Raw genomic sequence first — 12,199 nt, forward strand, 5'->3', positions numbered from 1 at the left:
GTGGCAATTTCTAAAGCCAAAAATCCTGTAATTTTAGCCGGAAATGGAGCGATTCGGGCTAACGCAAGTGAAGCTTTAACAGAATTTGCCACACAATTAAATATTCCTGTTGCTAATACTTTTATGGGTAAAGGTGTGATTCCTTATACTCATCCTTTATCTCTATGGACGACAGGATTACAACAACGAGATTATATTAGTTGTGCTTTTGACCAAACAGATTTAGTTATTGCAGTTGGTTATGACTTGATAGAATATTCCCCGAAAAAATGGAATCCTCAAGGTGAAATTCCCATTATTCATATTGCAGGAGCACCAGCAGAAATTGATAGTAGTTATATTCCCATAGCTGAAATAGTCGGAGATATTTCAGATTCTTTGAATGAAATTTTACGACGTTCTGAACGAATGAATCAAGTAAGTCCGACTGTATCAGAAATTAGAACAAATCTTCGCTCTGAATATGAGGGATATAGTAAAGATAATGACTTTCCAATTAAGCCTCAAAAAATAATTTATGATTTACGTCAAGTAATGGGGCCAGAAGATATTGTCATCTCTGATGTTGGTGCTCATAAAATGTGGATTGCTAGGCATTATCATTGCGATCGCCCTAATACTTGTTTGATTTCTAATGGGTTTGCGGCAATGGGTATTGCTATTCCCGGAGCGATCGCTGCTAAGTTAGTCCATCCGAACCGCAAGGTAATAGCTGCAACAGGGGATGGTGGGTTTATGATGAATTGTCAAGAGTTGGAAACTGCTTTGCGGGTGGGTACTGCTTTTGTGACTTTGATTTTTAATGATGGTGGTTATGGTTTGATTGAGTGGAAGCAGGAAAATCATTTTGGTACGTCTTCTTTTATTAAGTTTGGGAATCCTGATTTTGTTAAGTTTGCTGAAAGTTTTGGTTTGAAGGGTTATCGAGTTGAGTCTACTACTGATTTAATTCCTACTCTGAAGGAGGCTCTTGCTCAAGATGTTCCTGCTGTGATTGATTGTCCTGTTGATTATCGGGAGAATACTCGTTTTACTAAAAAGTCTGGTGGTTTGAGTTGTTCTATTTAGGGTTTGCTGAAAAAGTCTTATGGTTGAGGGTAGGAGACAGGAGACAGGAGACAGGAGACAGGAGTTAGGGGAATGAGCTAGGAAGTAGGAGTAAGAATTTTAAGAATGATTTTTCTGCCCAACTCTTACCTAAAATACTAACTTTTTGAGTATTTTAGACTGAAACAGGCGCACTGCAATTCGACCCTCAAAAGGCTAAAACCTTTATCTGTAAATGCTTTGATATTGAATCAGCAAGGCATATTTAGGAAAGAGGGAGTAGGGGTACACCCACGCGAGCAAGATGCTCGCACTGGGAACATTCAATTATTAATATCTGTACTTCATATGCTTGGAATCTGCTGTAAATAATAACTCTGTAGGGACGTTCGCATTTTTGTTATGCAACGTCCCTATTTTGGTTTACCGTGCAGGAAAATTGCTTTTATAGCGATCGCACTTGACAAGTAGAAAAAGTTGCTATATTCTCTAATTAAATAACTATTATGGGAAAATAGTGGCTCCTTTTTTAGGGAAGTAACTTTTTCAATTTTCTCTATGGCAAAGGAAAGCCTAGAATTTAAGTTGTAGGTAAAATCAAGAAAAATCTAATTTCCGAACTGCTGAAACAGATGAAGTCTCTACCTCGAATCCTTGGTCTAACTTTCCTGGCATTAACTCTGACTAATTGTTCTTTATCCTCAGAACAAATATTTTCTCGACTAGAGCCTAGTATTGTCAGATTATTTTATAGAAATCAACCCGGACATGGAACTGGTTTTTTTGTCCTGGGAGAAAAGGGAGTCTGTACTGTACTAACGGCTGCTCATGTTGTGCAAAAAGAAGGGGAAAGAGCATTACAGACTGAAGATGAAAAAGTCTGGGATGTTTCTACGGTAGAAATATTTCCCAGAGATATAGATTTAGCCTTGGTTACTTTTCGCCCAGAGGGAGGAAAATGTAATTACCCAGCGCTGAAAATAGGTAATTCTGAAAGTCTGAAAACTGGTAGTTCTATTTATATTTCTGGTTTTCCCATTCGACGTGGGAAATTAGTACCTCAATCTGTTTTAGGTAATGTTACACGTTTGGATAATTTGGCGCGGGGTTATGGGGTTTCTTATCAAACTTTGACTGTGGGTGGAATGAGTGGAGCGCCTGTGATGGATGAGAAGGGTGAGGTTGTGGCTGTGCATGGGATGAGTGATGTGGAGGTTGTGCAAAGTTTTGCTTCTCTACAGGGGAGTTTGTCTGAGTCGGAACGGCAGACTTTTCAGCAAGCTGTGGCAAGGGTGGAGACTGGGGTTCAACGTTTGACTTTTTCTTGGGGTATGCCTATTAATTTGTTTCGGGAGTCTGAGTTTTATTATGGTGATGTTTCTGTTGAGGGTTTTTTGTGGGTGGTTGAGGGTTTTTTGTGGGTGTGGGAGGGTTTTTTGTGGGTGTGGAGGGTTTTGGAGGGTTGGTATTTGTGGGTTTTGGGTTGGAGTAGGAGTTGGGTGTTTGTGGTTTTTGTTTGGGGTGTGGTTTTGGGTTTCTTTATTGGTGTTCGCGCTTATGCGGACTGGGAACGAAAGGGAAAAAAGTGAAGAAAGTCGAAGAAAGCTTCTCTTCTCTCGCGCAGAGACTTGTAGATTTTAACACAAAAGGGTTTCAGCCGTCAATAGAAAAAAGTTTTGAGAAGTAAATTTTACGGTTTTACTGGGTTTGAGAAATTTGATACCAGACACCGCACCAATGCGATGTATCAGTTTTCAATAATCAATTTACCCCCGACATATCATCAAAAAATTGCATTGCCACTTCTGGGTCATAACAATTTGCCATAACAAATTTTCTGGCCACCTCTACCACCTCACCAGAAGGAACTTCCCACTCTGCCCAAGGAAGTCGCATTTGCCCAGGAGAAACCTTATTCTTTTTCTTCCTTTTCACCACCTTCGGCAAAAACCTACTACCCCACCGACTTCCCCTTTCCGGTTTTGGTCGAGGTTTGTAGTTTCTACAAAACCCCCGATAGTTTTTAGCACACTCATCTAGAGTTTTCCCCAGAGACAAAAAAGCAGGATGCCACTCAGTCAAACCATCATCAGCCAGACGATCATAAGTGCCGTAGTTAGAAAAGTCATAGAAAAATCCAGACTGCATATTAGCAGCTTTAGGGTTAGCGTGAATATATCGGAGAGTATTTAAAGCTCGTTTTTTGTCAGTCTTGTCAAACCCCGTACTATGATACCTTTTTTCCCAAAAATGTCCAGTACGGTTGAAGCATCCGATTAAAACACATAGCCGTATACCAATTTAGCCAGTGCATAATTTTAGGTAAATCTTCAGGTTGGAAAGGCTCTAATAAATAATGAACATGATTGCTCATAATGCACAAAGCATAGAGTTTAAAAGCAAACTTATCCAAAGCCTTTTTCAGAGCATACAAAAATACCTGCCGACATTCGAGACGAGTCAAACGAAACTCCCGGTTATTGCAACGACAGGTAACATGATAGGAATATCCGGGTAAAAGTTGGCGTGGTTGTCTAGGCATAATTCAGTTATCAGTTATCAGCTTTTGATAGTTAAGTTATCAGTTTTTCTCCCAAACTCAGTAACGCACCGTCAAATTATTTACCATCTACAGCAAGACAGAGATTTTGCCACGTATACACAGATGTCAGATTTTCTACTCACCTAATATTTCTGATAAAGCATTTTTCAACCCTTGGCGATCGCCATTTTCAAGTTTTCCTAGTTTTCTAATAATCAACCCTTTTTCAATTGTAGCAATAACAGGTTTAATAACAGAAGGTTTGACTAAACCAGCATTACTCCACTCCGTAACTATAACTTCTCCAACTCCAGATATTAATTTATTCTGACTGGTAATAGCCATAATAATTAAATCAGCATATTGACTCTGATAAATACCCGAACTTACTACAACAGCAGGTCGCTTTTTGCTAGTAGTTTGGTTAGTAAACGGAAATGGCACCAGAATAACATCACCAAATTTATAAATAGTCATAATCACTATCTTCAGGATTATCCCAAATTTTCTCAAAAGCTGTTTCAGACAGTTGAGCAATAGATTTAGTCAAACTTTGCTGTTGTTGTTGCTGAGACAAAAAATCCACAAAATCTATTATTTCGGAAACTTTATCTGGAGGTAAACTCCGAATTTTGGCAATTAGTGTTTTTTCCAGTTCAGTGTAAATGTTTGTGTGTACCATTAATTTCTATCTATTAATTTAGAATTAATTTTTTTTGAGCAGAATATTCCTCACAGTCCGATTAATAAAGCTGAGGTAATCATCCAATTCTTGATAATCATCTAATTTTTTTCTTCTGCCAAAACCAGCTCCGAATCTTGCAGTTTAGCCAAGAGAGTTTCTATTCGTTCCTGAACAATTTTAGAAGCTCGAAATATAGGAACCCCTTCTACTAATTCCATACTTATTCCACCTTCGAGAGGTAAATTTTTCGGTAGTTGATTTAGTTTGAAGATTGGATTATCTAGCATGATATTTTCCGCGTTTACTTGATTTAATCCTATAAGACTTAAAGTATATATGAGCGCACCTACCCCATTATGAATAATAATAGCAAAAATTTATTTAAAGTCAACCCTTTGCTCAAACTTTTTCTGAGAAATATAAAAGGGAGCGATCGCCAAATTCAGTCATCAATTATCAGTTTTTCTCTTATTCCGAAGGAAGGTAAAATTTCTAGAGTTTCCCCAAAATTGAAAAAAGGATGCCATCATACACCCTACGATTTTCTATGTTAAGATAAACAACATTAAATTATCAATCGAAATATTAATAATATAGGGGGTAAAAATTGAATTGGGAAATACACGAAGCACAACAAAATTTATCAGACCTCATCAAAGCAACAACCCAAAAACCACAAATGATTTATGAACAAGAAAAACTTGTAGCTGCTATTATAGATGCCCAAACATTTCAGGAATTTTTAGCATGGCAAAAACAACATCAAAAACCTTCCTTAGCTGATACCTTTGAGGAATTACGCAATTTGTGTACTGAAGCAGATTATGTATTAGAAATTCCCACTCGCAAAAATAGACCAAACCCTTTTAGTGACGATTTTGAAAATGTTTCTCCTTGATACTAATATTATTAGCGAATTAGCACGAAAAAAACCTAATCCAAAAGTATTAAATTGGGCAGCAAAAGTAACATAAATATCTGTTAGTGTCGTTACAGTCGAGGAAATATTTTATGGCTTAAATTGGAAACAAAACTCTAAAATTCAGGAATGGTTTGAGAAGTTTTTTGAGTCTAAATGCCAGATTTTTCCAGTTACTACAAATATCGCTAAATTATCTGGAGAATTGAGAGGTAGATTCCAATCTCAAGGTCAGACACGCTCTCAAGCAGATATGATAATAGCTGCTACTGCTCAAATTCATCAACTAACTTTAGTCACTCGTAATACACGAGATTTTCAAGGTTGTGGAGTTTTACTTCTTAATCCTTTCGAGGATAAATAATATTAAATTATCAATCAAAATATATGTCAATTGTAATTAACTTAACTCCTGAATTAGAAGCACGACTTCAGGAAAAAGCAACTCAACAAGGACAAGATATTTCCCTAGTTATCAGCGAATTACTTGCCAGACTTTTAGACTGGGAAACAGCCGATACTGAAGAAGCTATTAAAGATATTCAGCAAGGATTAGATGATTTTGAAAATGGTAGATTTCGTTCTTTTGATGAATTTGCTGAAGCACAACGTTAGATTCAGTTATCAGTTATCAGTTATCAGTTATCAGTTTTTGATAGTTGAGTAATTATCTCTTCCCGTAACTCTTCAGCAGAATAATTAAAAATAGGGATTTTATATTGTCCCAAAACTTCTATAAAAGCCGATTTAGAATATCCTGCTAATTTTGCTGCTTTTCCTAGAGAAATTTTATTAATTTCATACAACTTTATTGCTAAGAATAACTTAGCCTCATTTTCCGAAATTCCCATAGGAAGTTCACAAACTAAATTCATAATTGCTCCTTTTCAGTTATCAGTTTTTCTCTCAAATTTTGCCCAGTTAGCCAAGGATTTTAATCCTTGGCTAATAGCTTAAGTCATCTAAAGATGACTAAATTATCTATCTATATAGTTTTTTTTAGGAATTGATAATTAAGAAAAGAGTTTTTTAAACCTTTAATTTTCTATCTAAATTTATAACGCTCTAATTATCCATTATCAATTATCCATTATCAATTATCTCCTGCCAACTTATCTTCCGTCGCCAAAAAATTTCCTAAATCAAGCACAGGCGACTCTCTGGAAAAATCAGCATTTGTACCTTGATAAACAGTCGAACCATCAAATAACGCCTTAGTCATATCTACCATTGCCTGATAACCATCAACTCCCACATCCAAAGTCAACAATAACGGACAACTATCACCACTCAACTTTGTTTTCGCACAAATAACTTCTTGCTCTGGAGTATTAGGATCTCGACGACTTTCTATGGAAAGTAAACCATCTTTGCGGAAATATTCTAAGCGCTCCTCTATTTTTTCACAACGTTTAGCAGGAGTCCAATATTCTCCCATAGGTATCACAATACCTAACCAGGGATGTTTACCTTTATCATTGTCATACATCAGCGTCCAAACTTGTTTATTTTTATTTCCATCCAGTTTTAACTCGCAGGAAAAGCGGTCTGTTTTTTTTACCAAAAAAAGTGGCCAATCTTGCACAATATCAATACCTAAATCTACCGCATTCATTAAGAATCCAAGTATGGGAATTATCACAACAACTATTACTGCTCCTATTCCTGCGATTTTTCCATTTTGTGCCACAAGTTTCTCCTCATCTATATAATATAATTATGAATATTTTTTGAGGGTGTTTAAATAAACCCCCAATATTTTACCCAATTTTATGTGAGGAATTTTCGGAAAGGTTGAATTATAATTTTACGAGATAATTGAATGTAAAAACTACGACGAAGCCTTACTTTACTTCTTAACTTATGATAAATTCTACTCTTATAAATCAGAATATCTCCTTAGAAGACTTCACAAAAAATCCTCCTGAAAAAATGGAATGGATAGACGGCAAATTAATAGAAAAAAACAGTATGACATTAAGACATGGAGAAATTCAATTGAAACTTGGTCGTTACTGGGATGACTATAAAAATGCCAGTCAACAAGGTGGAAAAGTTTACACAGACGTACCTTGCCGTACTAATAAACAAGGGCGATCGCCTGATGTTGCTTATCTGACTCCTGAGTTAGTTTCAGAATATGGAAATTATCCTACTTTGCCTCAGAGTTTTCCTTTAAGTGCAGAAATTATTTCTCCTACAGATTTAGCTGAAAATGTCTTTTTAAAAGCTCAGGAATATTTAGAGTCTGGTGGTGAAGAAGTTTGGTTAGTTTTTCCTGAGAGTAAATGGATAATAATAGTTACTGAAAATCAAGGTTTAATGTTTACTTCCGGTCAGGTTGCTACTACTCAAAAAGTTTTAATAGGTTTTAGTGTGGCAGTAGATGATTTATTAGCTTGAGAAATATAGGAGTCCTAAATCCGACCAATGGGTAAATTATTGTAGGAGGGATAAGGATAATTTTCAGAATTGGGAGTGGCAGAAAATTTCAAAGATTTTGCCGAGATTTTAGAGTTCATACTTTCTCATCCTAGACAACTTCATTTGAAAAAGTAGAAGTCAAAAATTTGCTTACCAAAAATACCCTTTCTTAACATTAGTTTGATTTTTTTGAGCATCATATTTGAGTGAATATTCGTGAGCGATCGCCTCTAAATTACGCAAATTTTCTACTTCTAATTTACCAATCTCAGTATCAGTAGATAAAAGAATAACTTGATGACTAGCAGAAGGGAAATAACGTTCAACTAAATTCTGACGATGGGATGAATCTAATCTACCTAAAGGTGTATCAATAGCCACAGGTAAATGTCTACCAGAAACCCTTGCCAAACCCCACAAAAATGAGATTGCCAAAAGCTGTTTTTCTCCAGCAGAAATGCGATGTTTAGGAACAATTTGCCCTTGATTATCGTAGAGAGAAAGAGCAAAATTATTAGTATCAATAGCCACGCGATGTACCAAATCTGATTTATGCAAAAGATAGCGAAAACATTCAGTAACTTCCATCTCTAACTTATTCAACTTTTTCAAAGTTAACTTCTCCTTAAATAGCTGCAAAGTTTTCTTTACTTTGCCAGAAGATTCAATGATATTTTGGATATTGTTACGTTCTATAGTTTCATCAGTATAGCTAAATAATTCCTTCTTAGTTTTAGTAATGGCATCCTCCAATTTTTTACGCTCACGTTCACTATTTTCATAAGCTATCTGTATCCTAGCTAACTCAGTTTGTGCCTCTTCCAAAGTAGTTGCCAAAATTTCATAAGCTTCGGGAGATGCTGCAGTTGCTAATTGCTTTTCCAGAACATCAATTTCTACTTCAAAATCTTTCAAGTTAGTTAAACTTTCCTGAGCATTATTGAGAGAGTTTTCAATATCAGAGCGCAACAAATTTTCTAGTAAAGTTAAAGCTTCCTCATCAGCAAACAACCAAGGTTCATCAACTTGATTAATATCCTCTTTCAAAGTTAGGTTTTCTTGATTGAGAAACTCTTCAATTTTGCTAACTTTATCAGTAGGAATAGATAAATTATTCAGATAATCAAGTAAACGTTTATCTCTTTCCTCAAAAGCATCCAAAGCAATTTCTGCTTCGTGGCGTAAAATTTCTAGATCGCCCTGAGAACTTGCTTGTTCTAAAAGTGGAGAAATTAAAGCTAGAGGTAAAGCTCCTGCAGCAAGTTCAAGCATTTCCTGACGAGCATTTTCCATCTCTAATTCGACATCTTGAAATTCTTGTTTTAACTGACTTCTTTCAGCAGCAATTTTTCCCCCTTCCGAGACAAATTTTCTCATAGCTTTTTCTTGCTTTTTTTGAGCTTTTTTTAATTGCTTTTTCAAATCTGCCAATTTTTCCGTACTAACTTCCAAATCTGTCTTTTGTTGATGGAGTTTTTGTTCAATTTCCTCTAAATTTTTTAACTCTGTAGTTTTAGCAATTTGTTTCTTTTTCCGAGTCACCAAAATATCTAAATCTGTTGCCAGACGTTCAGCTAATTCCAGTCCTAATAATGATTGAATTGCATCTACAACTAAAGGTGGAGGAATTTCTAGTTCAGCCAACTCTTTTACCTGTTCTCCATCAAAGAGAAATAGATTAGAAATTCCCAAAGGTAAGAGATTTTCTATATATTCATCCCAGGCATTTGCTAAGTAAGAATCAGGCCATTCACCATCAAGAATTCCCAGACTATCTTTGCCGTCTTTAGGATTTTTTTCCCAGGTACGAACTACTCGATATTCTACAAGTTGGTCATCTTGAATATGTTCAAAAGCTAATTCAATACGAGTTTTTTCTGTAGGTGGAGTATTGCGATTTACACATTGGGAAAGGAAGTCGCCATAAGTTAAATTTCCCCTAGTTGAACATTGGGCGCGATGACCGTAAAGTGCGAGGCGAATGGCATCTAAAAGAGTAGTTTTTCCTCCTCCATTCATACCTCCAAATAAGATGATAGGACGAGGATGATTGTTAAGGTTAGGGCGGAGGTTTATTGTTTGTTTACCGGAGTACGGTCCGAAATTTTGTAATACGAGTTCTAGGAAAATCATTTTTTAGGGAATAGGGAATAGGGAATAGGGAGTAGGGGGAAAGCTACGAGGAGAATTAACTTAATTTTTTTATTCTTAGGATTTACCTTTTTCTCCTAGGAGGTAAATCTGAGAAATAGAATTTTTATCTCCAGCAACAGAGAATTTTTACCTCTGAATAAAACTGGTAAAAATAGAAGTTTTCCAGAGATGATTTTGCCAGAAGCAACAGAGAATTTTTACCTCTGAATAAAACTGGTAAAAATAGAAGTTTTCCAGAAATGATTTTGCCAGATAAATTTTGATCATTTGTCAGTCATTTTGGCATTTTTCCCTGTAGGATATAGCTCTGAAAAAGAGAATTCCAGAAAAATCTTCATCAGTTTCTAGTATTGTTGGATTTTTTCCTCAAGAGATACAGCATATTTAGGGAAAATGAGGTACAGATTCATTAATTGATAATTGATAATGGATAATTGATAATTACCTCTGGTTAAAACCGCTCTTGATTGAATATAAGGAGATATTATTTCTTCTCTTGGTCGATTGGATATGGCTCCGAGACCCGCTCTTGACAGAGCCGCTCCGCTTTATATGTTGCGGAGCAAAACGCCATTCCATCCTACGGAATGCTCCGCAAACGACCGCTTTTTTTTCCCCTTAAAAGGGGAGGCTTTAAACCAGAATTATTTAATTATTAACTAGACAGTGCAAAGTTCTTGGAATAACTATTGCTAGCTAAGGCTTTCAGCTATCTAAGGGTTAAAAACTTTTTATTCAAAGCTGTAAGTACTGTAAGCTTTTTCCAGTAATACTTTCAGCCTTTCAAGCAAATAGTTTTTTGGAAGAACTTTGTACTCTCCAGTTATTAATTATTAATTATTAATTATTAATTATTAATTATTAATTATCTGCTGAACTTTGACCAGAAAATTTCATATTTGCCCAACTTAATTGTTTAATTTTCTCTGAGACTTTTCCTTGATCAACAGCTTCTTTGAGGTCTCTTTTATTATGAGCGTTTTGAATAGCTTCTTCCTTGGAACGAGAACTTGTTTCAAAACATTGTTCGAGACTTTCGTAAATCTTATATCGATGAGACTTAATATAATATTGCCTCTCTGTATCTAACAGTTTTGCCATAAGTTCAAGGTGCATTTCATCCCCATTACATATTTCTTCTAATACTGACCATTCATCACTACCTAAAAGACTTATTCCTGCACCAGGACGACAGTCTTCAAATTTCTCTCCTGTTACTTCTTCATATATACGAGGTAAACTATCATCAAACTCATGTTTTTCCTCTAACCAAATGCGTCTAATTTCACTCAGTTCTTCCAGAGAAATGAGAGTAATATCTCGCATATTTTCTGGTGCAGTTTCACGAATTTTTGTTTGAGCTTCTAACAGTTTTCTCAGTAAAGTATCTCGCCATTCTTTTTTGTATGGACCAGGAATTGGTTCTACAGAAACTTCACCATCTACATTTCGTTCAAATAGTTGAACTGTACCCCAAATTCGCCGAAAATCTCTTTTATCTTTATCGGAAATATCTAGTTCCCGACGCAAATCTATCATAGGTTGTAACCATTCTTTTTCCTCATCATTTTGAATCATTGCTGACATAGATTTATCAATATTTACTAAGGTACAAACCCAACATCCAAAACGAGAACTTCCACAACTAGGAGTAGAAGTATCAACTACTAACGGACATTCATTATCTTCTGTTGCACCTCGATACATTGCTAGTAAATCTTTATTACTATTTTCCCAAGGATTTTCCCACTGCATTAAATATAGCCAAACTTCATCAGTTCGCCAGTCTTCAATAGGAGTATAAAGTAAAGAATTCATCAGACTAGGATTAGGAATTAAATGGTTTCTTGTTCTACCAATTTCTCGTTTATTCATTATTGCTGCACGATGAGCACTTTCTGTTTTACGAGTTCCTAAAACAAGTATTGTTTCTCCATTATTTCTAACAACATTCCGAATAAAAAGATTAGATGGTTCAATTTTTAAACGTCCTGTACACCATCGAAATTTAAGGCGAGGTGCAGGATAACCTTTGCCAATTAAACCTACCCAATATGTGTCTTGGATATTTGGTTGTAGAAGATGAGGTTCTATTGGCATTTTCTGCTTTTCGGCAGTTTTTTCAATGTTTTTTAGAGATTGTTTAACCCAAGCAGAAACATAAGGATTTTCTACTCCTGTATCTGTAGTAATTACATAAATTTTTTTGCTTCTTTTTTCTACTGGTAAATTAGCGATCGCATTCCATATTAGTTGTAATATTGCGGTGCTATCTTTACCGCCTGAATATCCAACAACCCAGGGAATTTCATCTAGACAATATAGTTCTTGAATTTCTTGAGTTAGCTTTTCTATATCTTTAATTAGATCAGCGGTTGTGCGTTCTGGAAAAAGAGATTTTTGTATCCCTACCATTTTTCAATACTCC

The 12,199-nt window shown here is 35.7% G+C and carries 15 protein-coding genes; 6 read left to right on the forward strand and 9 right to left on the reverse strand.

Annotated features, from left to right (window positions below):
- Positions 1-1,068, forward strand: a 1,068-nt coding sequence (locus tag F6K54_RS12490) for an acetolactate synthase large subunit (protein ID WP_293077915.1), incomplete at its 5' end; no start/stop codon positions are given.
- Positions 1,069-1,679: 611 nt separating this feature from the next.
- On the forward strand, positions 1,680-2,636 hold the full coding sequence (locus F6K54_RS12495) for a serine protease (RefSeq protein ID WP_293077917.1): 957 nt from the start codon (positions 1,680-1,682) through the stop codon (positions 2,634-2,636).
- Between the two features lie 172 nt (positions 2,637-2,808).
- Here the strand turns inward: F6K54_RS12495 and F6K54_RS43765 are convergent, their stop codons facing one another.
- From F6K54_RS43765 to F6K54_RS12515, 5 genes are all read right to left on the reverse strand, one after another.
- Positions 2,809-3,195: a hypothetical protein gene (locus F6K54_RS43765; RefSeq protein WP_375341968.1), complete on the reverse strand. Its 387-nt coding sequence runs from the start codon at positions 3,193-3,195 to the stop codon at positions 2,809-2,811.
- A gap of 79 nt (positions 3,196-3,274) precedes the next feature.
- Complete coding sequence (locus F6K54_RS43770) at positions 3,275-3,589, reverse strand: transposase (protein WP_375341969.1); 315 nt, start codon at positions 3,587-3,589, stop codon at positions 3,275-3,277.
- 135 nt (positions 3,590-3,724) lie between these two features.
- Complete coding sequence (locus F6K54_RS12505) at positions 3,725-4,066, reverse strand: type II toxin-antitoxin system PemK/MazF family toxin (protein ID WP_293077918.1); 342 nt, start codon at positions 4,064-4,066, stop codon at positions 3,725-3,727.
- Positions 4,053-4,271: a DUF2281 domain-containing protein gene (locus tag F6K54_RS12510; protein WP_293077920.1), complete on the reverse strand. Its 219-nt coding sequence runs from the start codon at positions 4,269-4,271 to the stop codon at positions 4,053-4,055. The genes F6K54_RS12505 and F6K54_RS12510 overlap by 14 nt, the downstream gene beginning before the upstream one ends.
- Positions 4,272-4,372: 101 nt before the next feature.
- Positions 4,373-4,561, reverse strand: a complete 189-nt coding sequence (locus tag F6K54_RS12515; RefSeq protein WP_293077922.1) for a hypothetical protein — start codon at positions 4,559-4,561, stop codon at positions 4,373-4,375.
- Between the two features lie 320 nt (positions 4,562-4,881).
- Here F6K54_RS12515 and F6K54_RS12520 point away from each other — a divergent pair, with 320 nt between their 5' ends.
- From F6K54_RS12520 to F6K54_RS12530, 3 genes are all read left to right on the forward strand, one after another.
- Positions 4,882-5,172, forward strand: a complete 291-nt coding sequence (locus F6K54_RS12520) for a prevent-host-death protein (RefSeq protein WP_293077924.1) — start codon at positions 4,882-4,884, stop codon at positions 5,170-5,172.
- Positions 5,173-5,248: 76 nt separating this feature from the next.
- The gene (locus tag F6K54_RS12525) at positions 5,249-5,557 is read left to right on the forward strand and encodes a PIN domain-containing protein (protein ID WP_366558120.1); all 309 of its coding nucleotides are present in this window, start codon (positions 5,249-5,251) and stop codon (positions 5,555-5,557) included.
- 23 nt (positions 5,558-5,580) lie between these two features.
- Entirely contained in the window at positions 5,581-5,808 is a 228-nt protein-coding gene (locus F6K54_RS12530) for a hypothetical protein (protein WP_293077926.1), read from the forward strand.
- 23 nt (positions 5,809-5,831) lie between these two features.
- On the opposite strand, the gene F6K54_RS12535 is transcribed toward F6K54_RS12530, so the two are convergent.
- Positions 5,832-6,068 (reverse strand): UPF0175 family protein, encoded by a 237-nt coding sequence (locus F6K54_RS12535; RefSeq protein WP_293077928.1) that lies wholly within the window; start codon positions 6,066-6,068, stop codon positions 5,832-5,834.
- A 218-nt stretch (positions 6,069-6,286) separates the two neighbouring features.
- Positions 6,287-6,883 (reverse strand): COP23 domain-containing protein, encoded by a 597-nt coding sequence (locus F6K54_RS12540; RefSeq protein ID WP_293077930.1) that lies wholly within the window; start codon positions 6,881-6,883, stop codon positions 6,287-6,289.
- A gap of 173 nt (positions 6,884-7,056) precedes the next feature.
- Here F6K54_RS12540 and F6K54_RS12545 point away from each other — a divergent pair, with 173 nt between their 5' ends.
- A complete protein-coding gene (locus tag F6K54_RS12545; protein WP_293077932.1) occupies positions 7,057-7,596 on the forward strand; it encodes a Uma2 family endonuclease in 540 nt (179 codons plus the stop codon).
- A 171-nt stretch (positions 7,597-7,767) separates the two neighbouring features.
- Here the strand turns inward: F6K54_RS12545 and dndD are convergent, their stop codons facing one another.
- Both dndD and dndC read right to left on the reverse strand, forming a co-directional pair.
- Positions 7,768-9,750 (reverse strand): DNA sulfur modification protein DndD, encoded by a 1,983-nt coding sequence (gene dndD / locus F6K54_RS12550; protein WP_293077934.1) that lies wholly within the window; start codon positions 9,748-9,750, stop codon positions 7,768-7,770.
- An 882-nt stretch (positions 9,751-10,632) separates the two neighbouring features.
- Positions 10,633-12,186 (reverse strand): DNA phosphorothioation system sulfurtransferase DndC, encoded by a 1,554-nt coding sequence (gene dndC, locus F6K54_RS12555; RefSeq protein ID WP_293077936.1) that lies wholly within the window; start codon positions 12,184-12,186, stop codon positions 10,633-10,635.
- Positions 12,187-12,199 lie beyond the last annotated feature (13 nt).

The organism is Okeania sp. SIO3B5 (assembly GCF_010692555.1).
Taxonomy (GTDB): Bacteria; Cyanobacteriota; Cyanobacteriia; order Cyanobacteriales; family Microcoleaceae; genus Okeania.